This is a genomic window from Sphingobacterium siyangense (genome assembly GCF_023277505.1).
Classification (GTDB): domain Bacteria; phylum Bacteroidota; class Bacteroidia; order Sphingobacteriales; family Sphingobacteriaceae; genus Sphingobacterium; species Sphingobacterium siyangense.
This window is the reverse complement of sequence record NZ_CP080574.1, coordinates 2,088,083-2,114,162: the sequence shown is the minus strand read 5'-3', so window position 1 is coordinate 2,114,162 and position 26,080 is coordinate 2,088,083. Positions and strand designations below refer to the sequence as shown.

The window sequence follows — 26,080 nt, the reverse complement described above, 5'->3', positions numbered from 1 at the left end:
CCATTAAAGTATATCTTTGCAAAAATAATAAAAAATGCAGAGCTATCAGGAATTTCTTGACTTAAGTGTTGGTTTTCCGCAAGACGGATTCGAAATCATCGACGACGAATTGTATTTCCACGATTTGAATTTAATGGAAATGATAGAAACGTACGGTACGCCGTTACGTTTTACCTATTTGCCTATCGTCAGCAAAAAAATTCAGCAAGCGAAAATCCTCTTTCAGACCGCAATTCTGAAACACAACTATCGCGGATCTTACAAATATTGTTATTGTACCAAATCATCCCATTTCAAGCACATCGTAGAGGAAGCTTTGAAAAATGATATCCACCTGGAAACTTCATCTGCATTTGATATGCCGATGATCGATTCATTGGAAAGACAGGGCACAGTAACGAAAGATATTACAGTGATCTGTAATGGATTCAAAACCTACCAGTACAAACAATATATTGTCGATATGATCCACGACGGATATAAAAACATTATACCGGTACTGGATAACAAAGAGGAGTTTAACCTTTATGATGATGAAATCGAATTGGATGAGCCTTGTGCTTTAGGTATCCGTGTTGCTTCCGAGGAGCAGCCAGATTCTCAATTCTATACATCTCGCCTAGGGATTCGCCAAGAAGACGTCGTTGAATTCTATAACAACAAGATCGCCGACAATCCAAACTTTAAAGTAAAGTTACTTCACTTTTTCATTAATTCAGGTATCTCGGACACCCCGTATTACTGGAACGAATTAGAGAAATACGTTACTTTATATTGTAAATTCAAGAAAGTAAATCCGGATTTAGATACCCTAGATATCGGTGGTGGAATGCCATTTAAGGATTCACTGGTACACGACTTTGATTACGAGTATATGGTCAATGAGATTGTCAATCGTATCAAACAAATCTGTGCGCACCATGAGGTAATGGAACCAGATATTATTACTGAATTTGGCAAATATACTGTTGCTGAAGCATCAGGTATTCTCTATAAAGTCTTGGGACGCAAGCAACAAAACGATCGCGAACGTTGGTTTATGATTGACGGTTCATTCATTACAAATTTACCGGATGTATGGGCATTGAATCAAAAATATATTCTATTGCCGATCAATAACTGGGATTCAGAATATGAACGCGTCAATTTAGGTGGAATCACATGCGATGGACAGGATTACTACAATCAGGAGGCACACATGAACTCGGTATTTATGCCGAAGACCCGTAAGGTACAATACTTGGGCTTCTTTCATACAGGAGCATATCAAGATGTATTAAGCGGATATGGTGGAATCCACCACTGCTTACTCCCTTCACCCAAACATGTGCTTGTACGCCGCAATAGAGATGAAACATTCAACTATGAGGTGTTTGGTGAGGAGCAAAACTCCAAACAAGTCATGAAATTATTAGGCTATCAATAAGATATTCTACAGGAGCAAGACCTCTTTTTAACTGCGGGATTACAATATCCTTGTAGAAAAAGAATGGTTTTAAGCCCATATAAAAGGTCTCGATCGTAGGAACGAGACCTTTTTATTTTCAGCCTATCCCTCATTATTTACAATCGGACGTAAATTAAAGCCAAAACCACAGACAAAGACAACATCGTTAAGGAGACGACGCAAACGATGCTGAACATGTGTCCATTCCTGAAAAAGGTTTACAAAAACCGAATATTAAAATCTTAAATTTAATATTATGAAAAAGCGTATGACAAAACGTAAATCAGGGGGACAGCAAGTTTACAGTGATAGCTTCAAGATCCTCGTTTCCAGAGAATACCTTGCGGGCAAGCTGAGTTATTCGCAACTTGCCCAGAAGTACAATCTTCCGGGGGAAGCCACTCCGCGGTATTTTATGAAATGGTACCAGCAGTGGGAAAACAATCTTGAGCTGGAAGTTTCCCAGACTGTTGAGCCAGAAGACACTGGGGTGAAAAATGAGCAGGATCTCAGGGATGAACTCTTCCAGGCGAACCTCAAAATTACTGCCCTGGAGATGTTGATCAAAAAAGCGGAGGAGCTCCATGGGGCTGATTTTGTAAAAAAGTCTGGGGCCAAATCGTCCAAGAAATGAAGTCGTGTTACCAGAATGTTTCGGTCTCCAGACTTTGTGGACTATTTGGCAGAACAAGGCAATCCTACTATAAATATATGGGCAGAGAACAGGAATACTCCGTTCGCAGCGGGCTTGTGCTGGCGCGGGTACGTGAAATTCGGAAGGACTCCCATCGCATGGGTACCCTTAAACTCCGCAGCATATTGGTCAAAGAAATGGGTAGTGCGATGGTTGGACTGGGAAGGGACGCTTTCTTCAGACTGTTGCGCGAAAATGACCTTTTGGTCAAATGCAAACGCAGGTATGCCATCACCACCCAGTCCGACCACCGTTTCAAAAAGTGGCCCGACCTTGTGCAGCGCAGGCAGGCCCTGCGTCCCGAGCAGATATGGGTAAGTGACATCACCTACATCCGCATCCGGGACAAATGGATCTACCTGTGCCTGGTCACAGATGCCTATTCCCGAAAGATCGTGGGCTACAAACTTACGCACAGGCCAACAGCACAGGCCTGTATATCAGCGCTCAGGATGGCAATATCACATAGAATGTATCCACAGAGCGATCTGACCCACCACTCCGATCGCGGCATCCAGTATTGCAGTACAAATTATGTCACTATATTGCAGGAAAATAGGATTACAATAAGCATGACACAATCCGGAAGCCCGTACGACAATGCCGTGGCAGAAAGGCTAAATGGCATCCTAAAAAGCGAATATCGCATGGCTGAGACCTTTCCAGACTACAAAACGGCACTTGCACAGCTGGTCAAGGCAGTCAATATATACAATCATTTTAGGCCACATATGTCCTGCAATATGATGTCTCCCCAGCAGGCACATCAGCAATTGCAGAACCAAAAAGTTCCCAAAATGTTTCAAAGACGTAACGCTGAGTCAAAAAAGTTCCGCAGCAAAACTAGGGAAACTGTGGTTAGGGAAAGGACAACCGATAACAGTCAGAAAACGGACAATGACAACCAAATCCAGTAGAAAAAATAGGATGTAAAATCTATATAGTAATCTGTTCGGTAAATGTAAACCTATTTCAGTATAAGACAATGGCCACGGCAGCTGGCTTTTATTCGTATTGTGTTCGTACCTGCTTCGGACCACGTTCGGAGCTCCCCAATTCGGCTACAGCTGTTGACCAAGTACTGTGCAGACTTTTTCTGTTCAGAGACTGTTCAATAGTTGTACAACATTTGTACAAGATCTGTTGATCGTCCGAAGCAGGTACGAAGCAGGTACGAAGCAGAGGTACTAATCCTTCAGATTATGTTATATCGCCATGCAGGAAAGAAGTGCGGGGTATTTCTTCTTTAGCGCAGCTAGAAATCCCGAAGTCGACAATTGCTATTTTGCGACCCAAGCTTTAAAGAAATTAAGCACTTTTTCTTCATCATAGCCCTTCCCTTTTTCCAGGCTGCCACTCTCCTGTACATGCAATGTTTTTCCATTTCTATCCAAAACAATAAAAAATGGATAACCTAGTTTATTCCCTTCAGGAGCATATTTTTGAAACACAGCCTCATTTTTATTCTCTTTTGAATAATTGAGGTGATAATAGAGGAAATGACTCTTTAACAACTTGTCGACACTCGCCGTATTATGGATATAATCATTAAACCGTAAACACCAGACACACCAATTCCCACCAGCCTGGATGATGATATTTTTCTTTTCTTTCTTTGCCTGAACCAATAGTTGATCAATATCATTCTGTGCATTAGCGTCTGGATTGTAAGGCTTTGAAACATCCTGAGCTGTAGTAAGCTGCTGTGAGAACGCTTTGGACTGTACGAGTACCGCCCCAAAAAACACAATAGCTCCACACAGTAATAATCTTATATTTCTCATCATAAATAAATTAAATAGTGATCTAAAATTACAAAATCATTTTCCCAAACCAAAACATAAGCAGCACATAATGGTTAAACATTATATAGCTATTGACCATGAAAAAAAACACCCAAGATCACAACAGACCTTATTTCAGCGGATTTATAAAAACGCGATTAAGTCGTACACACATTAGCTTAGGCGGTCAGAATACAGTCAATATTAAAGACAACTCCATTGGGGAGAAGTAAAAAAATAACCTATTGATGCCCCATATCCTGGCACTGGTAAAAACCACAAAGACTTTCTTTTGCTAAAATAAAAACAAAACAAAACAAAAACAAACACCTTACCTTAACATAAATATTATTTAATTTCCTTTAAAATTCAACAAATATAGCATAACTTAGTATAAAGGAAGTAGTAAAACAAGTACAGAAGATTCACTACAAAAATCCAAAACGAAACAAAATGAAACACCAAGAATTCAAAAGGTCAAAACTGATAGAAAAAATAAGAGATACGAGCGCATGGGATGTTATCGTCATAGGTGGCGGTGCCAGCGGATTGGGTGTTGCATTAGATGCCTTAAGCCGAGGGTTCAAAACAATTTTGTTGGAGCAGGTTGATTTTGCAAAAGGAACTTCGAGCAAAGCAACGAAGCTTGTTCACGGTGGTGTACGTTACTTGGCTCAGGGCGACATCGCCCTGGTTAAAGAAGCGCTTCACGAAAGAGGTCTACTTCAAAAAAACGCTCCCCATCTTGTCAAAAACCAGTCCTTTATCATCCCCAATTACAGTTGGTTCGATGGCCCATTCTATACCATAGGAATGAAAATATATGACCTGCTGGCAGGTAAATTAAGCTTGGGAAAATCCATTCATATTAACAAAGAAGAAACCCTTAACCGCATAAGCACCGTTAGACCTAAAGGGCTATATGGCGGCGTGGTTTATCAAGACGGACAATTTGACGACTCAAGACTTGCGCTCAACGTTGCGCAAACCTGTATACAAATGGGCGGCGTCGCGCTGAATTACGTAAGAGTCAATAACCTCACCAAAGACAGCGATGGACGAATAAATGGTGTCATCGCTAATGATACCGAAACGGGGGAAGTTTTCACCATACAAGGCAAGGCTATTATCAATGCTACAGGAATATTTGTCGATGACATCCTAAAAATGGACAGACCGGAAGCAAAACAAATGGTACGCCCCAGCCAAGGGGTTCACCTGGTATTTGATAAATCGTTTCTTCCTGGCGACGATGCCATTATGATTCCAAAAACGGATGATGGACGGGTCCTTTTCCTGGTACCCTGGCACAATCGGGTCATTGTGGGAACAACGGACACACCAATAGACGAGCATAGCCTTGAACCGGTAGCTTTGGAGCAGGAGATCGATTTTATTCTGAAAACTGCGGGACGCTACCTGACAAAACAACCAACAAGAGCGGATGCATTGGCCGTATTCGCCGGCCTACGTCCGCTAGCAGCTCCTACAGGCAACTCCAACAAAACCAAAGAGATCTCACGAAGCCACAAGGTTATCGTCAGCGACTCCAAATTACTTACTTTAACGGGTGGAAAGTGGACAACATTCCGTCGAATGGGCCAAGACACCATCGACAAAGCGATAAAAATCGGTTGTTTACCACAAAAAGAAAGCCGGTCTACCACTCAAAAGATTTATAGCGCCATTCCGACATCAGACAGAAGCAATCATATGTATATTTATGGCGCCGACCAAGAAGCGATCAACGCATTGGCGCAGGAAAATCCGGAATGGAACGAAAAATTAATAGCACATCTTGAATTCAAAAAGGCTGAAGTTGTTTGGGCGGCACGCAATGAACTTGCCAGAACTGTGGAAGATGTCCTATCCCGTCGAGTACGGATACTATTTCTTGATGCGAAAGCTGCAATTGAAGCTGCTCCTGAAGTCGCAAAAATACTCGCACAGGAGCTGGAAAAAGATCAAAATTGGCAAAATGATCAAATAGCGCATTTTCAAAAAGTTGCAAAAAATTATATCTTAAAGTAATACAAAAAAATAACCAGCAATACTCAATTACTCAATTATGGAACAACAATACATCTTGGCAATGGATCAAGGCACCACTAGCTCCAGGGCTATAATTTTTGATAAGGACAGAAATATAGTCTCCGTTGCCCAGAAGGAATTTACACAAATATTCCCACAACCGGGATGGGTCGAACATGATCCACATGAAATCTGGTCAACGCAGGCAGGTGTCACAGCGGAAGCAACCACAAAGGCAGGATTAAACGGCAAAAATATTGCCGCCATTGGTATTACCAATCAACGCGAAACTGTGGTCGTTTGGGACAAAGAAACAGGAAGGCCCATTTACAATGCCATTGTATGGCAAGATAAACGCACCGCAGATTATTGCGACGAGTTACGTAGCTCCGGAAAACATGAGCTAATCCAGGAGAAAACAGGTCTGATATTAGACCCCTATTTTTCTGCAACCAAAATAAAATGGATTCTGGATAACGTGGAGGGTGCACGGGAAAAAGCACAAAACGGGGAATTAATCTGTGGAACCATAGACACTTGGCTCGTCTGGAACCTCACGCGTGGCGATGCACACATCACAGATGTAACGAACGCTTCCCGCACCTTACTCTTTAACATCCATAGCATGGAATGGGATAAGGAGCTACTCGAATTATTTGACATCCCCGCTGCTATGCTGCCCGAAGTAAAAGAAAGCAGTGAAGTATATGGAGAATCCCGGACAACCATTTTTGCACACAAAGTCAAGATTGCAGGAATTGCCGGCGACCAGCAGGCAGCACTTTTCGGACAGCAATGTATTGAAAAAGGAATGGTCAAAAACACCTATGGTACAGGATGCTTTATGTTAATGAACATCGGTGATAAACCAATCCGTTCAAAAAACAATCTTTTAACTACTGTCGCCTGGAAAATCAACGGGAAAACAGAATATGCCCTGGAGGGAAGCATCTTTATCGGTGGCGCACTGGTCCAATGGCTACGCGACAATCTCAACATCATCTACAAATCGGCGGACGTAGAGCAATTAGCACTTACAGAGAAGGATAACGGCGGCCTCACATTCATCCCTACCTTTGCTGGACTAGGAGCGCCGTACTGGAATGCCCGTGCACAAGGGACGCTATTTGGCCTGACGCGTGCAACCACCAATGGGCATATAGCACGCGCCTCACTAGAGGCAATCTCCCTCCAGACACGTGATGTACTGCAGGCCATGGAAGCGGATAGTGGCATACCGATCAAAGAACTACGTGTAGATGGCGGCGCAACGGCAAATAACCTACTCATGCAGATTCAAGCCAATGTACTTAACAGCAAAGTTGTACGCCCTAAAATCACAGAAACTACAGCTTTGGGGGCAGCATACCTCGCAGGGCTGGCCGTGGGATTCTGGAAAAATGAGGACGAGATATCAAAGTTTTGGGCACAGGATCGTATATTTGAACCTGAAGCAGAGCAAGAAGAGCAAACAAAAAAGATCATTAAGCTCTGGACCAAGGGTGTCAAAGCATTACAGTACTGGACGGAAAACTAACCAACAAGCATGAACCATTATTTAGCAGAATTTATCGGCACAACCCTCCTCCTTCTTTTAGGTAATGGGGTTGTGGCCAACGTTATCTTGAAAGGAACAAAGGGAGAAAATGGAGGATGGATTGTAATCACCACCGCATGGGCACTTGCAGTCTATGTCGGTGTTGTATTTGCTGGCCCCTATACCGGAGCCCACCTCAATCCTGCGGTAACCATTGCCGTCGCTCTCAATCATGGTCTCCCTTGGATGGAAGTACCCGGCTATATTCTCGCGCAAATTGCCGGTGGTTTCTGTGGCGCCATGTTAACCTACATCATGCACAAAGACCATTTCGATGCAACGGCAGACCCAACCACCAAACTTGGTGTTTTCGCGACGATACCCAACATTCGTAATACGTCAACAAATCTGGCAAGTGAAATTATTGGAACCTTTGTTTTGATTTTTGTCATTTTCTTCATAACAGGACAAGATGTGACCGTCGACGGAAAAACAGCTCCAATTGGCATGGGCTCTCTTGGTGCTATACCCGTCGCATTTCTCGTATGGGCGATCGGCCTCTCGCTGGGTGGAACTACGGGATATGCCATCAATCCAGCCCGGGATTTGGGGCCGCGCTTATTTCATGCCCTTTGGCCAATCAAAGGAAAAGGAAGCTCCGACTGGTCTTATGCCTGGATTCCAATCCTAGGACCGATCTTGGGCGCCATTTTAGCCTTTGCATTTTATACTTGTATAAAACCGGCCTAATCAAGGTCGCTGTGCCTACAAAATAAAGGGGGATTCAATAATCGAATCCCCCTTTATTTTGTTATCCACGCTTGGGTTTTCTATGACCGTATTCACGATCCCGATCAAACGTATTCATATGACGCTCCTTTTTCACAGGATACACATCATCAATTACAATCAGTATACCTTTTTCTTCTACCGTACCAAACTCGTCATTACGCGCAGTGCCAAATGATTTCATCGTAGGCGATAGGTTCATATAGGTATTTATCAACGGTGGAATATTCTCGCCTAATGCTCTCACATGACTATTTAACACCTTATATCCTTCTTTATAATCCAGTCCATCAAACACCCCTACAAAACGTTCGTAATCATTTTTGATTTCCAATTCCGGAAGAGGAAGCACCAATTTATCATGATCAGGAAAATAGTAATCCATAAAATAAAGCAACATATCCCGTGCATCTTTATTGTAATGTGGATACATGGTCACTTTACCAAAGAGGTATTTAATTTCAGGGTTAAGCATCACCAAAGCCCCTAAACCGTCCCAAAGATTGTCCAAAGAAAAAATTCCTTTTCTATTGTCGATGGCCGGTTGGTATTTAGGTTGTACAAACGATCTTCCCAATTCTATGGTGTAAGGTAGATATTCGTTCGTGAACAATTCGGAAAACTGAAAATAATGTGCTGTCGATAAATTGGGTATACCATTTACTTCACCAGCCTCAGCACATTTGATTACCCGATAACCGGCAACCACTTCTTCATCTTCGGGATTCCATGCGATCAACTGATCGTAACAATCTTCGCATGTATCATTTTCATCGATATCAATTGAAAGTCCTGTACCTCCCCCTGCTCCACGAAAAGTCAACTCTCGCAAACGCCCAATTTCACGCATGACATTTGGCGAATTATGATAGTTGATTAAATATATCTCGTTATTTCCATTGTTGGTATATCGTAAGAAGACGTCTTTATTCAATTCGGTCTTCAATAATTCTCTATCAACTGGAGGTATAATTTCTTGCATAAATTCTATTTTTCTTGAGCCAATCCATAAACCCTTCTTTTCACTTCCTCAGCCCAAGTTTTTTCGTTTTTTGATTGATCAAACGCTGTATAAGGGATTCTTTCTCCTATTATAATATTGACGGTATGTCCGCGTTGGGCAAACATTTCATCCGGTAAATATAACATTTCAATGTTTACCTTGAGACCCAATTTCTGTCTAAGCCTTGCAAAATTATAAAAAAACTTAGAGTTTTTACCGTCAATCAACACCGGAATGACATCTTTTTTATATTTTTTTGATTTGCTAATAAAACTTTTTTTCCATTCGAGGTCTTCTATACGACCATCGTTTTGTTTTCTGGAAACCAAACCTGCAGGAAATACCAGTAGCGCATCGTCCGCTCCATAGGCCTCCTCAATCGCAGAGATCGCCTGTTTCCCTTGCCCCCCTAACTTATTGACACCGACAAACAAAGGCCTCAAATTACCTATATTTAAAAGAATATCATTAACCAAGAACTTCACATCGCGTCTATACTTACCTATAGCGTGCATAAATGCAATACCGTCCAATCCTCCCAAAGGGTGATTGGACGCAAAAATAACCGGATCGGATACGGGAATATTTTCTGCCCCATACAAATTGACCTTGACATCCAGATCGTTGATCAATGCATCAACAAAATCCAAGCCTTGAAGATCTGCAAAGCGCGTCATAATATCATTTATCTCGTCTTCATGAATTGTCCTTTTTAAATAATTAAGTAAAAAAGACGGAATCCATTTAGCAAGCCCCGCATTTTTTTTGTGAATAACTTCACGTATATCAATAAACTTTTTACTCTCGCCTGTGATCATCAATCTTACTGTTCCAATTAAAAATACTTCTCCTCCATTTAGGCCCCCGTTTTATGCCTATTCCAATTCGTTGACAAAAATAATAACAGAATGGTAATAAAAGTACAATTTTAAACTTTAAAATTGTACTTATTTGCAATTATGTAATCTTTCGCTGTTCTTCGTATTTTAGGTATTACAAGCAATCAATGAATTAAGCATAAATCTGATCTGTAAAATTTCTTTTCACCTACTTTTTTTATTAAGTTTGAGTATGCTAATAAGTCAATTTCTTTCAAATGCTGATTTCAGTATTCAAAATGCTGATTCAATACAACAAGCGCTAGAGAAGCTGCAAGATATGCTTTGTAAAGAATTAGTCGTTTTAAATGGTGACGACTATATTGGCCTGGTTAATGAAACCATCTTATTGGATGCGGAAGATGAAGACGCTCCCCTTTCATCCATAAAAATAAATACAGCCCCCATACAGCTGAAGTTTAATCAACACCCCTACGATGCCTTGGTGATGATAACTGTATATAATAGTACAATCATTCCTGTTTTAGATCAAGACAACAAATATATTGGTGTGTCAACGCAATTAGATATATTAAAGGCAATAAGTTCAATTCAATCGCAAAATGAATCTGGGGCTATTATTGTGTTGGCAATTGGCTTACATGATTTTTCACTTTCACAGATTGCGCACCTTGTTGAAAGTGACAATTGCAGAATACTTAATTGTGCGACCAAAATAAATTTGGAAAGTGACCATATTGAAGTTACCCTTAAAGTCGACAAGTCAAACATTAATGCATTACTGAATTCATTCCTAAGACACAACTATTTAGTTCTTGAAACCCATAATACCATAGCTGCATTTGACGACACTGCCGACCGTTATCAGCAGCTTATGAATTATATTAACATTTGATTAGGATTAGTTTTTTCTCATCTTTGCCCCATAAATTGAAAACAATATGAGAATCGCAATATATGGAAGAGAGTTTCAGCCCTCTGTTATACCACATGTGAAACACTTATTTGAATATCTTGTCGATAAAAATATTGAGATCTGGGTCTATGATCCATTTCATGAATTTCTGCTGTCACAATTTGAATGTGCCTTTAATTTCTCAACATACAATACCTATCAAGAAATCAAAGACGATATTGACATTATGTTGAGTCTGGGCGGAGATGGAACCATGTTATCTGCTGTTTCCTTGATTAAAGACTCCGGAATTCCAATTGCAGGGATAAACTTTGGACGCCTCGGTTTTTTAGCTTCCATCAATAAAAATGATTTTGAGGATGCTATCGACGCTATACTGAACCAACGTTTTACGATACAGAAGCGCGTGTTGCTCTCTGTTGAATCTGAACAGGTTAATTTGTTCCAAGGCAATCACTATGCGCTCAATGATATTACCGTATTTCGTTATGACAGCTCGGCCATGATTACGGTCAATGCACGCATCAATGGCGAACTACTGAATTCATACTGGGCAGATGGACTAATTATCGCTACACCTACCGGATCCACAGCCTATTCATTGAGTTGCGGCGGACCTATTATTATGCCAGAAAGCGGCAATTTTGTCATTACCCCCATCTCTCCGCACAACCTCAATGTGAGACCCATTGTCATCTCAAATCAGTTTACCCTTGAATTGGAAATAGAGAGTCGAAGCAATCAATACATCCTTAGCTGTGATTCCAAAAACGAATCCATTGATACATCTGTAAAATTAACCATTAAACAGGCTCCATTTACCATTAATCTCATTAGGCTCCCGCATGAAAGCTTTTTCAGCACGCTGCGGGAAAAATTACTTTGGGGTATCGATGTCAGAAACTATTAGGCTATTAATAGCTTCGCACAGCCTCGCTTTGCACGCAGGAAAAGAGATAATCTGCTAGATGAAGATGTTTCAAACAATCTTTCTACATATTGTACTTCTGAATTTCCAATTAAAAATCGATATTTGGAAGAAATAAAGGAAGACGGAATAAGAATATCCATAATAGAAATCCAGGTGCAATAATTAATCAATGAAAAGTGCGTTAAACAAACAATAATCATTGATAGCAATACAGGAAACCAAAAATAGGTTTTAAAACGCCAAAATAGCATTTATGGCTAAGGTGTTAATTTTATTGAAAACAGCAAAAATGAGTTTTTTAGATCAGATAGATACTATTAAATTGCCACAGCATATAGCCATCATCATGGATGGCAATGGCCGTTGGGCAAAGCAGAAGGGGAAACTTCGTGTATTTGGGCATCAAAATGGTGTAAAAGCGGTACGAGAAGCATTAGAAGGATGTGTAAAAGCCAATATTAAATTTCTGACACTTTATGCATTTTCTGCAGAAAACTGGAATCGACCTAAACTTGAGGTGATGGCACTGATGGAACTATTGGTTACTTCCCTTAAAAAAGAAATCAAAACTTTTCAGGAGAATGGCGTCCGCTTGAATGTTATTGGTGATATCACCAAATTACCCTCAAATGCACAAAGAAAGCTGCAGGAAACCATTGAAGCAACGAAAGAAAATACACACTGTACATTGACATTGGCTTTGAGCTACAGTTCCCGACAAGAAATTGTGGACGCTGCCCGAAATCTAGCCCAACAAGTAAAAGATGGAAAACTCAATGCAGACGAAATTAACGATGAATTATTCGCTGCAAACCTCTATACACAAAATCTACCCGATCCTGACCTTCTGATACGTACCAGCGGAGAATTGAGAATAAGTAACTTCCTACTTTGGCAAATTGCCTATTCAGAATTATGCTTCCTAGATAAGATGTGGCCTGAGTTTACGAAAGAAGATTTATTTAAATCCATCGTCGATTATCAGCAACGCGAAAGAAGGTTTGGAAAAACAAGTGAACAGTTATAAAGATTTTATTAAATTTGACAACTGATTTGAAAAAAAGCAAGCTGGTTAAATTTTCTTAATTAACAAAAATTAACAAACGATTGGTGTACTTTAGCGCCAATAATTATAGATAAATGAAGCGTATACTACCCGTAATACTATTTTTTGGTCTCTCATCAATGCAGCTTGTCTACGGACAAGACAAAGGTGCTTTCAATTTAAATGACCCAGAAAAAATCAGCTATCTCAATCCTAAAAACTATGTAATTAGTGCTATTGATATAACTGGAACACAATTTTTAGATAAAAATGTATTAATTACGATCTCTAAATTGTCAGTAGGTCAATATTTGGAAGTTCCAAGTGAGGCGACTGCAAAAGTAGTGAAGGATATGATGGCTCAAGGCCTCTTTGATGATGTCGAATTATGGGCAGATAAAATTGAAGGTGAAAATATATTTTTGACCATCCGTGTAGTAGAACGTCCTCGTTTAACTCGTATTGATATCAACGGTCTAAGTAAAAGCCAGACCGAAGAAGTTCGCAAACGTTTAAATAGCAACACTGGTAAGATTGTCAACGAAAACTTGATGAACACCACACGTGCTACAATCCAAAGGTTCTTAAAAGAAAAAGCTTTTTTATATCCGGAGATCACCCTAAAAACAGTGAAAGACTCGGCACAGGCTAATAATGAAATACTTATTGCCGATGTGGATAAAAAACATAAGGTAAGAGTCAAAAAAATGACTTTTACAGGGAATGAACATTTTTCTCAAAAAGAATTGAGAAAAATGGCCAAGCCAATCAAGCAAAAAATGTGGTACCGTATTTTCGGTCCTGGAAAATTCAAGGAAGAAAAATACAAAGAAGGTAAAGAAAACCTAATCAAGAAAATGGCAGCCAAAGGCTATCGTGATGCGACGCTCTTGAAAGATACGGTTATTCGCGAGGGTGAAAAAAATGTGTTGGTTAATTTTGACATCTATGAAGGTCCTAAATATTATGTAGGTAATATTGTTTGGACAGGTAATGCGAAGTATTCTGACACCTTACTAAATAAAATTTTAGGTATCAAACGTGGTGATGTTTTTTCGGAAGAAAAATTAACAGCAAAATTGATGGGTCCTACAAAAAATAGTGATGACATCTCTTCAATCTATATGAACGATGGTTATCTTACGTTCTCAGTAGACCCCGAACAAACGCGTATTTACAACGATACCATCGATTTGAATTTACGTGTATATGAAGGTGCTCAATATACCATCAATAACGTTATTGTTAAAGGTAATGATGTAACCAACGACCGTGTTGTATTACGTTCTATTTATACAAAACCTGGTCAAAAATTCTCAAAAGAACAAATTATGCGCAGTGTGCGTGAGATTGCGCAGTTGGGAAATTTTGATGAGCAAAAGACAAACCCAGTACCGACAAATCTAAATTATGCGGATGGTACAGTGGACATTGTTTATAATGTTACTGAGAAACCTTCGGATCAGGTCGAACTTTCGGGTGGTTATGGTGCCGGTCAGATCATCGGTACCTTAGGTTTAACATTTAACAACTTCTCTACCAGCAATTTCTTTGACAAAAGTTCCTGGAAACCGCTACCACGTGGAGATGGACAGAAGTTGAGTGTCCGTGGTCAAACTTCGGGTAAACGTTATCAATCGTATAGTTTCTCTTTCTCCGAGCCTTGGTTAGGTGGTAAAAAACCAATTTATTTTGGTTTGAGCGCCTATACTTCGAGTTCATCATATGGTGGGTTTAACTACTATACTGGCGAGCAAATTGTTAAGGATTCCGAGTTGAACCGTATTTGGATGACTGGTATTACCGCAACATTAGGTAAACGCTTACAATGGCCAGACAACTGGTTCCAGGCAAATACTTCCTTGTCATTCCAACGTTATAAGCTTCAGAATTATGGAAATTACTTCCTATTTGATAATGGTACAGCCTATAACATCAACTTGACGCAAGAGTTTAGCCGTAATTCGATCGATGCTCCTATCTATCCTACTTCGGGTTCAAACATCAAATTCTCGGTGCAATTGACGCCTCCATATTCATTGTTCAACAACATTGATTATAAAAATGGTTCGGCTCAGGAACGCTACCGTTGGACAGAGTACCACAAATGGAAATTTGACTCGCAATGGTATGCAAAAATTGCGGGAAAACTTGTTTTCAAAGCACAAGCTCAATTTGGTTTCTTGGGTAAATACTCCAGCAAAACTGAAATATCAACTTTCGAGCGTTTCAAAGTCGGTGGGGATGGTATGCAAGGGTTTGATTACCTACAAGGATCTGAAATTGTTGCATTACGTGGTTATGCAAATGGTGTAATCATTCCTGAAGGAACACAGAATGTGAATGTGGCACGAAATTCAGGTAGTCCAATCTATACGAAATATCAAATGGAATTACGTCACCCGGTGATGTTAAATGATCAGGCAACAGTGTACGTATTGGCTTTCGCTGAAGCGGCAAATACCTGGAACAAGTTCACCGAATACAATCCATTTAAAGTACGTCGTTCTGCAGGTGTTGGTGCCCGTATCTTCTTACCGATCTTCGGTATGCTAGGAATAGATTACGGCCATGCATTCGACCCTATCCCGGGTTTACCGAGCAGTACATGGAAACAAAACTTTACATTTAGTATCATGCAAAATATGGGTGGATTCTAATCTTTGTTGATCCAATCCTATCGAAATAGAATAAAAAGCTATCGCAAGAAATTGTAGATAGCTTTTTTGTTTTAAGATTATTTTCCAGTAAATCATGCATTTTTCTTTCATTTCCACCCGATCGGATTAAATGCCAAATAACCCTATATATCTTATAAATTTCTTATATTGAGTGCGGTTATGATCACCGAAAAAAGAAGCCATAAACAGCACTCAGGCAACTAGCATTGGAGCATTCTTCAACAAGTTAAATAGTGTTAAACCCGAGAAATATCTGTTAGATTGCTTCTTTTTTCTTATTTTTGAGCCGTAAATTTACGTAGAGCGGTTTTCTCGAATTAAACTTTTGGGATTATCCGAAGTCATAAGGTAAATTAGTGTTAAATAATAAAAAGTATAGTCTATAAAAACTTACAGGAAATATGAAAAAAATATTGTTAGTTATAGCTTTTGTAGTCGTTAGTGCTACAGCGACATTTGCCCAACAACTTGCATATGCTGATTCAGAATATATCCTAAAACATATTCCTGAATATACGACTGCACAGAAACAGTTAGATGACCTTTCTAAGCAATGGCAGGAAGAAGTGGATCAGAAATATGCTGAGATTGAAAAACTATATCAGGCTTATCAAAAGGACCAGGTCTTATTAAATGAAGATATGCGTCGTCGCCGTGAGGATGAAATCGTGACAAGAGAAAAAGAAGTAAAAGACTATCAAAAACAAAAGTTTGGATTTGAAGGCGACCTCTTTAAAAGACGTACTCAATTGATGAAGCCTATTCAAGACCGTGTAGCAAAAGCTATCCAAGATGTTGCTTCGGCGCAGGGAATTGATTTTATTATGGACAAGGGCAATGAGTCTACTTTTCTCTATGCCAATCCAAAATTGAATAAAAGTAATGATGTCATTACAAAATTAGGATATAAACCCAATCCGAGTCTTGCAAACTAAGCGGGAGTTTATTATCATTGTGGACACAAATAGTAATAGTAGTAATTAATTAGAAAACTAAAAGATTGCCATAAAGATGGCTCATTAGATTAAAATGAAAAGCATGAAAAATTTATTAAAGGGTGCGGTTGCTTTAGTGGCAGTATTTTTCTCAACTCAATTCGCAAATGCGCAGCAAAAAATTGGTCATATCAATTTTGCTGAAATTATTCAGTCTACATCTGAATTTAAAGCAGCTGAAGGGCAGTTGAAAACATTGAGCGATGGTAAAACCAAAGAAATTCAAGATATGGTTACCATCTATCAAACAAAACAAAAAGATGCAAACGATAAATTGCGTAACAGAAGTGAAGCAAATAAAGAAACTGTTGATCCAGAAATCAACAAAATAGGTCAAGAATTACAAGATATCCAAGCGCGTATTCAGACAGCACAACAAGCTGCTCAAGAAGACTTAAACAAAAAAGAAGAAGAATTAATTGCACCTATACACAGAAAAGTTGGTGAAGCTGTAAATGCTGTTTCTAAAGAAAAAGGCATGGCTTATGTATTTGATATTTCTAGTACAAATATTCCTTATTTCCAAGGTGGAGAAGACTTAACTGCTGCTGTTAAAACAAAATTAGGTATTTCAGCTACAGCTGCTCCTGCTGCTCCAGCAAGAAAATAAACCAGTAGGCAAGGCAATAAAAAAGGGATTATCGATATCGATAATCCCTTTTTTATTGCCTATCTATTTTCCCAATGGCAAGTGAATCGCAATCAGCGTACAGCGCCGACAGCACCAAATACGTTCTAGTTCTACAGCCAAAAGAATAAGGTAAACTCAAAAGCTTATCGAATCAGTCAAATTATAGTGTAAATAAAAATCTGCTGCTTGATTTTCTTGCATTTACCAGCTAAATTGTAGATATTGGTTCGGAAAACAAACATATCTACCCTAATGAAAACTTCATGGTCCCAAATTTGTTCATTAACTGACGAATATAAGGTACCCAGGAACGCTTCGTCGTTAAAATGATTTTATTCGCATGAAAAAGAAAGTAATTGAGGATAATCCTAAAAAAGAAAGAAAGGTAACTTCCGGTCCTATTCGCGACAAGGAACGCACCAAGGCGCGAATGATCGCTGCTGTCGGAAAGGTAATTCAGAAAAAAGGATACCATGCATTGAATGGGCCTAATATTGCTTTGGAATGTGGACTGAACAAAGCATTAATATGGAATTATTTTGGCGGTCTCGATCAACTGGTGGAAGCTTACCTAACACAAAAAGATTTTTGGCAAATCGGAGACAAGGGCGTATTGGAACAAATGATCACAAACCCGGGCTCCATCAGCATTTCCTTGATAGAAGAATTGCTTAAATCTCAATTTAACACTTTTTTGAAGGATAAGACGAAACAAAAAGTTATCCATTGGGGACTGGGCGAAAAGACAAAAGCGCTTAAAAATATAGCCGAAAGAAGAGAATTGCTCGGCGAAGAACTATTTAAGCATGTCGATTCAAAATTCGAAAACTCCGAAAACGACCTTAGAGCGACATTAGCGATTTTAGTCAGTTCAATTTATTATTTGAGCCTTCAGGCAAAATCTACAGGTAGTACATTTTGTGGTATTGATGTAAATACCGAAGCAGGAAAAGAACGGATTCAGAAAACGATGCGTAAAATATTAGAACAGACATTTTCTGATGTTGAGCTGTAGTCTCTCAGATACAACTAAAGAAAACGTCCAAGAAGAAATATTTCCTTCTTGGACGTTTTTCATTACAGCCTAAATTCACCATTAAAAATTTCCAATAATTTATCGTGTTAGGTCCTCATTTTCGATTTATTTTTACTATGTTAGCATAACAAAATAATATAGTATATTTGTTTATAACCAAGATACAAGCATATGATAGGTCAACTAATATTTGCGGTTTGTTTCGCTGTAGCATTGTTTCTTTTTAGCAAAAATGCACAACAGATTTATCGTAATATCAAGCTAGGCAGACCGACAGATCGTTCGGACAGATCCGCGGAGCGTTGGAAAATGATGCTCCTCGTCGCCTTTGGACAAAAGAAAATGTTTAAGCGAATTTTCCCCGCAGTCCTACATTTATTTGTATACCTTGGATTTGTCATCATCAATATTGAGATGTTGGAGATTGTCATAGACGGGCTTTTTGGTACACATCGTATCTTTTCATTTTTAGGGAGTTTTTATAATTTTCTGATTGGGGCATTTGAGTGGCTTGCGCTGGGTGTACTGGTATCCTGTGTCATCTTTTTAATTCGGAGAAATATCGCTAAAGTAGCTCGCTTAAATAGCGCGGAATTGAAACATTGGCCCAAGACGGATGCAAATATTATTTTAATCACAGAGATTCTTTTAATGTCGGCTTTCCTGCTGATGAACGCTTCTGATCTTAAATTGCAACTCTATGGCTTTGCACATTTTAAATCGGTAGGTTCCTTTCCAGTAAGCCATTATCTTCTTCCGTACCTTCCTACTTCGACGGAGGCCTTATTTTTAATAGAGCGGTCTTGTTGGTGGTTTCATATCCTAGGTGTACTTGCCTTCTTGAACTACCTCCCCTATTCCAAGCACCTGCATATTATTTTGGCTTTTCCGAACACCTATTTTTCTAATCTGAACGCGAAAGGCAAACTATCCAATATGCCAGCTGTGACCAATGAGGTTAAGGCAATGCTTGATCCGAGTTTCACCCCGCCTCCAGCAGATGCAAATGCACGTTTTGGAGCCAAAGATGTCCAGGATTTAACCTGGAAGAGCCTATTGGATGCATATACCTGTACTGAATGTGGACGTTGTACATCTTCTTGCCCCGCAAATATAACGGGAAAGCTGCTGTCCCCACGAAAAATCATCATGGATACACGGGATCGACTCACTGAAGTTGGTACGAATATCAAAACAAATGGAAGCTTTCAGGATGACGGAAAATCTCTCATTGACACTTACATCAGTCGAGAAGAGTTATGGGCCTGTACCAGCTGTAATGCATGTGTAGAACAATGCCCGGTCAATATTAATCCTTTGGATATTATTATTGAGCTACGCCGCTTTGCTGTTATGGAAGAATCACAAGCTCCTGCGAGTATAAATAATATGTTTGGAAATATTGAGAACAATGGTGCCCCATGGAAATATGCGCAATTGGACCGCGCCAATTGGACTCAACAACAATAGTTTTATGATGGAAAATGAATTAAAAGTTCCCACAGTTGCAGAACTGTTGGCCAAAGGAGAAACTCCTGATATACTATTTTGGGTAGGTTGTGCAGGGAGTTTTGACGAACGTGCACAGAAAATTACGCGCGATATCTGCAGAATATTACAACATGTCGGTTTAAAATATGCCATCTTAGGTACAGAAGAAAGTTGTACGGGCGATCCTGCGAAAAGAAGTGGAAACGAATTTCTATTTCAAATGCAGGCCATGATGAACATCGAAGTACTCAATGGCTATGAAATCAAAAAAATAGTAACGGCTTGCCCACACTGTTTCAATACTTTGAAAAATGAGTATCCATCCCTAGGTGGCAACTATGAGGTCATTCATCATACACAATTGATCCAAAACCTGATCGATGAAGGAAAATTAAAACCAGCGGATAACAACGTATTCAAAGGAAAGAAGATAACCTATCATGATCCCTGTTATCTTGGCCGTGCAAATGAGGTCTATGAGGCACCGAGAAAAGTATTGGAAAGCTTGGATGCCCAGTTGATCGAACTGAAACGTTGTAAGAGCAATGGACTTTGCTGCGGTGCTGGGGGCGGACAAATGTTCAAAGAACCAGAGCCCGGAGCAAAAGACATTAACATCGAACGTATCGAAGAAGTCATCGATGCAAAGCCTCAAGTTGTCGCTGCAGCATGTCCTTTCTGTATGACGATGTTAAAAGATGGCGTAAAAATAAAAGAAAAAGAATCAGAGATTGAGGTGTTGGACATTGCGGAAATAACTGCCCGAGCAAATCAATTGTAAATTACATTAATTACGAAATAAAAGAGGCCCGATCATACGATCGGGCCTTTTGTGTAGGGAGAAGAATATCTCCTGTCCACGCTTAAATTAGGGGAATCCCAAAGCCGGTTAAAATATAGGGGATTCCCCCGAATCGAAGATCAGCGCTGTATTTATGCTGATCAAACAACTCTAACATCTAGCCATAACAAAGGTATCACCTCTAATTCGATTGATTGTTGTTCATTTCTTCTAAAATGTTGTTCAAAAATTAACCATTGAAAAAAAATGATATTTATTTCCAGCCATTCAACTAAGTAACAAACCTAAAAGCATCTTTCTAGTCGCGTTAGATAGCACGTGCTTTATCTCATAAGTGGTCATTCGATAGCTCATTACAATAGATTTATAATTCTGTCCGCCTTTTCTTTACCATTAAGCCTATAAGTTGTAAGAGCAATGGACTTTGCTGTGGTGCTGGGGGCGGACAAATATTCAAAGAACCAGAGCCTAGAGCAAAAGACATTAACATCGAACATATCGAAGAAGTCATCGATGAACAGCCTCAAGTTGTCGCTGCAGCATGTCCTTTCTATATGACGATGTTAAAAGATGGCGTAAAAATAAAAGAAAAAGAATCAGAGATTGAGGTGTTGGACATTGCGGAAATAACTGCCCGAGCAAATCAATTGTAAATTACATTAATTACGAAATAAAAGAGGCCCGATCATACGATCGGGCCTTTTGTGTAGGGAGAAGAATATCTCCTGTCCACGCTTAAATTAGGGGAATCCCAAAGCCGGTTAAAATATAGGGGATTCCCCCGAATCGAAGATCAGCGCTGTATTTATGCTGATCAAACAACTCTAACATCTAGCCATAACAAAGGTATCACCTCTAATTCGATTGATTGTTGTTCATTTCTTCTAAAATGTTGTTCAAAAATTAACCATTGAAAAAAAATGATATTTATTTCCAGCCATTCAACTAAGTAACAAACCTAAAAGCATCTTTCTAGTCGCGTTAGATAGCACGTGCTTTATCTCATAAGTGGTCATTCGATAGCTCATTACAATAGATTTATAATTCTGTCCGCCTTTTCTTTACCATTAAGCCTATAAGTTGTAAGAGCAATGGACTTTGCTGTGGTGCTGGGGGCGGACAAATATTCAAAGAACCAGAGCCTGGAGCAAAAGACATTAACATCGAACGTATCGAAGAAGTCATCGATGCACAGCCTCAAGTTGTCGCTGCAGCATGTCCTTTCTATATGACGATGTTAAAAGATGGCGTAAAAATAAAAGAAAAAGAATCAGAGATTGAGGTTTTGGACATTGCGGAAATTACTGCCCGAGCAAATCAATTGTAAATTACATTAATTACGAAATAAAAGAGGCCCGATCATACGATCGGGCCTTTTGTGTAGGGAGAAGAATATCTCCTGTCCACGCTTAAATTAGAGGAATCCCAAAGCCGGTTAAAATATAGGGGATTCCCCCGAATCGAAGATCAGCGCTGTATTTATGCTGATCAAACAACTCTAACATCTAGCCATAACAAAGGTATCACCTCTAATTCGATTGATTGTTGTTCATTTCTTCCAAAATGTTGTTCAAAAATTAACCATTGAAAAAAAATGATATTTAGGCCCTTTTCCCAGTGGACGCATATCAACACCATTACGCTGCGCGCTGATATCGCCGGCACGGGAATAGATATCTGGAGATATACCATTGTGCAGTGCCTCACGAAATGTACCACTGCTGTTCCGGGTAGCACTTTCATTGAGGTTGAGTACCGCTTGATCCCTAAAAATCTCGCTGTTCACCACTTGAATATGCTGTGGTATATTTAACAATGAGGCTTTTAGCCACAATGCTTCCGACAGTTGTTTCGGATTATATCTTTTATAATACTTCGAACTAATTTCGACTTCGTCAATTCTGAACGATTTCATGGTATCCTGAGATACTGTTTGAGCAATAAGCCCAAACGGAGAAACGATAAAAATACAGGCTAAAAAAACCGAGATTGTAACATATGGAGGAATAAGAAATTCTGTTACAAATCTCTAAATCGAAATTAAAAAGCGATAAGAATGCTATTAGTCATAAATTAAGAGCGGGATTAAGATGACATAAGAATTTATTGAAGTCCTAAATTTCATCCTTCTCAATCCATTTTGGAACCAGTGGTGCTTCATACTGTTGCATCTTCTCGATCAGCTCTTCAATCGTATCAGCGACCAATAGCATTGCTCGATTTTCCTGCTTAAGAAGCCCCTCTTCGACCATGTGATCAATAAATTGAATTAGATGATTATAAAATCCATTGATGTTTAATAAACCAACTGGCTTTTTATGTAAACCCAATTGAGCCCATGTAATCATTTCAAAAAGTTCTTCCAATGTACCAAAACCGCCCGGCAGCGCAATAACCCCTTCGGCATAATCGCTCATAATTCGTTTACGATCATGCATGGTATCTACAGTAATCAGTTTGGTTACACCCCTATGCTCTCTTTCTTTCGAATTCAAAAAATCGGGAATCACACCTATTACTTCACCTCCGTGCGCAAGAGCTCCATTCGCAACAGCCCCCATTAGGCCAACCCTTCCACCACCATAAACCAAACGGATACCGTATTCAGCCAAAACCTTTCCCACATAGGAGGCTTGCTCTTCATATACGGCCGAATTCCCTAAACTGGAAGCGCAAAAAATAACAATACTATTAATTTTATTCATATACAAGTATAGCTAAAAATAAACGGATCAGCTCTTTTTTATAGCGATCTTATCAGCAGGCCAGGATTTTACCTTCCTAAACAAAAAATAAGCAAAACACTAACTATCAGACAAATACAACTTAAAACTATCCATCCTTTTTCTCTCGCATAGATAAATGTAAAAAAAACACTTAAAATAAATAACACATTTAATATCTTTGATTTACCGGTCTTTTTTATACATAACGGCTAACCAGACAAGCTCATCAGATCTTGTTAATAACAAATGATAATTTCAGTCCATATGATCTTCAAAAACAAATTTTTGCACAGTGCTCTTTTAAGCTTATTTAGTCTGGCGCTATCTGCTCAAACAACTCCTCAATTAAATTATTTCGATTTAAGAGATGTAAGGTTGTTACCTGGTGTTTTTAAACATGCTGAAGACCTGGACATCACTTATTTATTGGAAATGGACCCGGACCGATTGTTGGCTCCATTTTTACGCGAAGCCAATTTACCGCTTAAAAAAGACTCTTATACCAATTGGGAAAATACAGGATTAGATGGCCATATCGGAGGTCATTATCTATCTGCGCTTGCTCATATGTATGCCGCTACAGGAGATCTTCGCATCAAGGACCGCCTGGATTACATGCTGGCCAACTTGAAACGTTGTCAGGAAGCAAATGCAAACGGATACATTGGCGGGGTACCTGGGGGTAAAATTACTTGGACAGAGATTCAACAGGGCCGGATCAACGCCGGTAGCTTTAACCTGAATGGAAAATGGGTACCGCTATATAATATACATAAAACCTATGCTGGCCTGCGAGATGCCTACTTGTTGACAGGCAATGAATCTGCGAAAGACATGCTTATTCAGATGACTGATTGGGCGCTTAAGTTGGTTGACCAGCTTTCCGAAGCTCAAATACAGGAGATGTTACGAAGTGAACACGGTGGACTGAACGAAACCTTTGCTGATGTCGCTGCAATTACCCAAAACCCAACTTATCTCGAGCTGGCTCGTAAATTCAGTCATCAATCCATACTTGAGCCCTTATTAGCGCATCAAGATCATTTAACAGGATTGCACGCAAATACACAAATTCCAAAAGTTCTCGGTTTTAAACGCATCGCCGACCTTTCCCACAACGAAAAATGGGCTGAGGCTGTTCGGTACTTTTGGGATAATGTTGTCGAACATCGCTCGATTGCCATTGGTGGAAATAGTGTGAGTGAGCATTTTAACCCAACAGACGATTTTTCAAAAATGTTATACAGCATTGAGGGACCTGAAACCTGCAATACGTACAATATGTTACGGCTCACAAAAATGCTCTACCAAACTGATCCGCAAGGAAAATACCTCGATTTTTATGAACGTGCTCTTTACAACCACATCTTATCGACACAACATCCCGAACATGGTGGATTAGTTTATTTCACACAAATCCGTCCGGGGCATTATCGCGTTTATTCACAAACACAGACAAGTATGTGGTGCTGCGTTGGATCAGGGATGGAAAACCACGCCAAATATGGTGAAATGATCTATGCACAACGCAACAATGACTTATTCGTCAATTTGTTTATTCCTTCACGCTTGGACTGGAAAGAGAAAAACACCGAAGTCATTCAAGAAACGAACTTTCCGACAGAAGCCAAAACAAGCATTCGAATCAACCCCAAAAAACCAACTTCATTCAGCTTGTTTATTCGTAAACCCAACTGGCTGACCGCAGCTCCACATGTGTTGATCAATGGAAAGCCTTACCACAATTTCAGTTCAACGAATGAGCATATCCAAATCAAACGTACATGGCGAAAGGGGGATATCGTCAGTCTTGAATTGCCTATGGGGATACATACTGAGCAGTTGCCTGATAAAAGTAATTATTATAGTATTTTATATGGACCTCTTGTTTTGGGTGCCCGTACTGGACAGGAAGATCTTTTGGGACTTCAGGCCGATGACAGCCGAATGGGGCACATTGCATCGGGAAAACAAATCCCTTTACGTGATCTCCCAATTCTTAAAGCTGAGCCGAACAATATTCCGGCACTTGTAAAACCAATAGCATCAAAGCTCCTACACTTTACGCTCTCAGATCTTTATTTGGGAAAAAAAGGTATTCAAATGGAACTAGAACCCTTTTTCGGTATTCATGATTCCCGTTATATGATCTATTGGCCTCAAGCAACAGAAAAGGAACTACAGGCGTTACAGGAGAAAATGAACAGTGATGAAATAGAAAGCTTGGCGCTAGCTGCCAAAACAGTCGATAAGGTCGTCGCTGGAGAGCAACAACCGGAATCAGATCACTTTTTTCGCGAGCAAAATAGCAATGCTGGGGCATTCGGCGATACACGCTGGCGCGATACAAAAGACTGGTTTAGTTATGTAATGAAAGTAACGCCCGAGACCCAACTGATAGCAATCAAATTGTTGGCAGACAACTCATCAAGGGTAACGGAGGTTATGGTCGATGGTAAAACCATCAGCACACTGGAAGACAAGGATGAGAAGTCAACCATTAAAACAATCCGTATACAGCTTCCCAATGATGGTACAGGGAAAACCAAAATAGAACTAAAAATTAAGGCTGGGGCAGGATCTACAAGTCACAAGATCCTAGAAATCCGAACTCTTCGTCCTGACTAGTGGAAGCTTTGAAAAAGTTTCCACTAGTCATGGGGGATTCACTTAGTCTTGATTAACTGAGTTAATCAAGAACG

22 protein-coding genes and 2 pseudogenes are annotated in these 26,080 nt (G+C 39.7%); 19 read left to right on the top strand and 5 right to left on the bottom strand.

Annotated elements, in window-relative coordinates:
- Positions 1 to 34: 34 nt before the first annotated feature.
- From K2F45_RS08550 to K2F45_RS08540, 3 genes are all read left to right on the top strand, one after another.
- The gene (locus tag K2F45_RS08550; protein ID WP_046675638.1) at positions 35 to 1,426 is read left to right on the top strand and encodes an arginine decarboxylase; all 1,392 of its coding nucleotides are present in this window, start codon (positions 35 to 37) and stop codon (positions 1,424 to 1,426) included.
- 277 nt (positions 1,427 to 1,703) lie between these two features.
- Positions 1,704 to 2,081: a hypothetical protein gene (locus K2F45_RS08545; protein WP_075993755.1), complete on the top strand. Its 378-nt coding sequence runs from the start codon at positions 1,704 to 1,706 to the stop codon at positions 2,079 to 2,081.
- Positions 2,078 to 3,058, top strand: a complete 981-nt coding sequence (locus tag K2F45_RS08540) for an IS3 family transposase (RefSeq protein ID WP_157698357.1) — start codon at positions 2,078 to 2,080, stop codon at positions 3,056 to 3,058. The genes K2F45_RS08545 and K2F45_RS08540 overlap by 4 nt, the downstream gene beginning before the upstream one ends.
- 363 nt (positions 3,059 to 3,421) lie before the next feature.
- Here K2F45_RS08540 and K2F45_RS08535 read toward each other — a convergent pair whose 3' ends face one another.
- On the bottom strand, positions 3,422 to 3,928 hold the full coding sequence (locus K2F45_RS08535) for a thioredoxin family protein (RefSeq protein WP_237242063.1): 507 nt from the start codon (positions 3,926 to 3,928) through the stop codon (positions 3,422 to 3,424).
- A gap of 95 nt (positions 3,929 to 4,023) precedes the next feature.
- Between K2F45_RS08535 and K2F45_RS27350 the strand changes: the two genes are divergently transcribed.
- From K2F45_RS27350 to K2F45_RS08520, 4 genes are all read left to right on the top strand, one after another.
- Positions 4,024 to 4,158 carry a hypothetical protein gene (locus K2F45_RS27350; protein ID WP_257787017.1) on the top strand — a complete coding sequence of 45 codons (135 nt, stop codon included), beginning with the start codon at positions 4,024 to 4,026 and terminating at the stop codon, positions 4,156 to 4,158.
- Between the two features lie 220 nt (positions 4,159 to 4,378).
- Positions 4,379 to 5,956, top strand: coding sequence for a glycerol-3-phosphate dehydrogenase/oxidase (locus K2F45_RS08530; protein WP_075991772.1), 1,578 nt, complete (start codon positions 4,379 to 4,381; stop codon positions 5,954 to 5,956).
- 37 nt (positions 5,957 to 5,993) lie between these two features.
- Complete coding sequence (glpK, locus tag K2F45_RS08525; protein WP_248933308.1) at positions 5,994 to 7,493, top strand: glycerol kinase GlpK; 1,500 nt, start codon at positions 5,994 to 5,996, stop codon at positions 7,491 to 7,493.
- A gap of 9 nt (positions 7,494 to 7,502) precedes the next feature.
- Positions 7,503 to 8,243, top strand: coding sequence for an MIP/aquaporin family protein (locus K2F45_RS08520; RefSeq protein WP_075991770.1), 741 nt, complete (start codon positions 7,503 to 7,505; stop codon positions 8,241 to 8,243).
- A 61-nt stretch (positions 8,244 to 8,304) separates the two neighbouring features.
- Here the strand turns inward: K2F45_RS08520 and glsB are convergent, their stop codons facing one another.
- Both glsB and glsA read right to left on the bottom strand, forming a co-directional pair.
- Entirely contained in the window at positions 8,305 to 9,264 is a 960-nt protein-coding gene (gene glsB, locus K2F45_RS08515; RefSeq protein ID WP_075991769.1) for a glycine N(alpha)-acyltransferase GlsB, read from the bottom strand.
- Between the two features lie 5 nt (positions 9,265 to 9,269).
- Positions 9,270 to 10,103: a lyso-glycine lipid O-acyltransferase GlsA gene (gene glsA / locus K2F45_RS08510; RefSeq protein ID WP_075991768.1), complete on the bottom strand. Its 834-nt coding sequence runs from the start codon at positions 10,101 to 10,103 to the stop codon at positions 9,270 to 9,272.
- A 253-nt stretch (positions 10,104 to 10,356) separates the two neighbouring features.
- Here glsA and K2F45_RS08505 point away from each other — a divergent pair, with 253 nt between their 5' ends.
- From K2F45_RS08505 to K2F45_RS08455, 11 genes and pseudogenes are all read left to right on the top strand, one after another.
- On the top strand, positions 10,357 to 11,019 hold the full coding sequence (locus K2F45_RS08505) for a CBS domain-containing protein (protein WP_075991767.1): 663 nt from the start codon (positions 10,357 to 10,359) through the stop codon (positions 11,017 to 11,019).
- 46 nt (positions 11,020 to 11,065) lie between these two features.
- The gene (locus tag K2F45_RS08500) at positions 11,066 to 11,950 is read left to right on the top strand and encodes an NAD kinase (RefSeq protein ID WP_248933307.1); all 885 of its coding nucleotides are present in this window, start codon (positions 11,066 to 11,068) and stop codon (positions 11,948 to 11,950) included.
- 310 nt (positions 11,951 to 12,260) lie between these two features.
- On the top strand, positions 12,261 to 12,998 hold the full coding sequence (locus tag K2F45_RS08495) for an isoprenyl transferase (RefSeq protein ID WP_075994699.1): 738 nt from the start codon (positions 12,261 to 12,263) through the stop codon (positions 12,996 to 12,998).
- Positions 12,999 to 13,111: 113 nt separating this feature from the next.
- Entirely contained in the window at positions 13,112 to 15,676 is a 2,565-nt protein-coding gene (gene bamA, locus K2F45_RS08490) for an outer membrane protein assembly factor BamA (RefSeq protein WP_075991764.1), read from the top strand.
- A gap of 422 nt (positions 15,677 to 16,098) precedes the next feature.
- Positions 16,099 to 16,632, top strand: a complete 534-nt coding sequence (locus K2F45_RS08485) for an OmpH/Skp family outer membrane protein (RefSeq protein ID WP_046671928.1) — start codon at positions 16,099 to 16,101, stop codon at positions 16,630 to 16,632.
- 103 nt (positions 16,633 to 16,735) lie between these two features.
- Positions 16,736 to 17,302: an OmpH/Skp family outer membrane protein gene (locus tag K2F45_RS08480; protein ID WP_248933306.1), complete on the top strand. Its 567-nt coding sequence runs from the start codon at positions 16,736 to 16,738 to the stop codon at positions 17,300 to 17,302.
- A gap of 361 nt (positions 17,303 to 17,663) precedes the next feature.
- A complete protein-coding gene (locus K2F45_RS08475) occupies positions 17,664 to 18,338 on the top strand; it encodes a TetR/AcrR family transcriptional regulator (protein ID WP_075991763.1) in 675 nt (224 codons plus the stop codon).
- Positions 18,339 to 18,530: 192 nt separating this feature from the next.
- Positions 18,531 to 19,829 carry a 4Fe-4S dicluster domain-containing protein gene (locus K2F45_RS08470; protein ID WP_248933305.1) on the top strand — a complete coding sequence of 433 codons (1,299 nt, stop codon included), beginning with the start codon at positions 18,531 to 18,533 and terminating at the stop codon, positions 19,827 to 19,829.
- Positions 19,830 to 19,836: 7 nt separating this feature from the next.
- The gene (locus K2F45_RS08465; RefSeq protein WP_075994698.1) at positions 19,837 to 20,631 is read left to right on the top strand and encodes a (Fe-S)-binding protein; all 795 of its coding nucleotides are present in this window, start codon (positions 19,837 to 19,839) and stop codon (positions 20,629 to 20,631) included.
- Positions 20,632 to 21,059: 428 nt separating this feature from the next.
- Positions 21,060 to 21,305 (top strand): annotated as a pseudogene (locus tag K2F45_RS08460) (heterodisulfide reductase-related iron-sulfur binding cluster); the annotation flags it as partial.
- A gap of 428 nt (positions 21,306 to 21,733) precedes the next feature.
- Positions 21,734 to 21,979, top strand: a pseudogene (locus K2F45_RS08455) (heterodisulfide reductase-related iron-sulfur binding cluster); the annotation flags it as partial.
- 243 nt (positions 21,980 to 22,222) lie between these two features.
- Here K2F45_RS08455 and K2F45_RS08450 read toward each other — a convergent pair.
- Together K2F45_RS08450 and K2F45_RS08445 are read right to left on the bottom strand one after the other, a co-directional pair.
- On the bottom strand, positions 22,223 to 22,567 hold the full coding sequence (locus K2F45_RS08450) for a hypothetical protein (protein ID WP_075991761.1): 345 nt from the start codon (positions 22,565 to 22,567) through the stop codon (positions 22,223 to 22,225).
- Between the two features lie 199 nt (positions 22,568 to 22,766).
- On the bottom strand, positions 22,767 to 23,357 hold the full coding sequence (locus tag K2F45_RS08445; RefSeq protein WP_075991760.1) for an LOG family protein: 591 nt from the start codon (positions 23,355 to 23,357) through the stop codon (positions 22,767 to 22,769).
- Positions 23,358 to 23,642: 285 nt separating this feature from the next.
- Here K2F45_RS08445 and K2F45_RS08440 point away from each other — a divergent pair, with 285 nt between their 5' ends.
- Positions 23,643 to 26,006 carry a glycoside hydrolase family 127 protein gene (locus K2F45_RS08440; RefSeq protein WP_075991759.1) on the top strand — a complete coding sequence of 788 codons (2,364 nt, stop codon included), beginning with the start codon at positions 23,643 to 23,645 and terminating at the stop codon, positions 26,004 to 26,006.
- Positions 26,007 to 26,080: the final 74 nt, after the last annotated feature.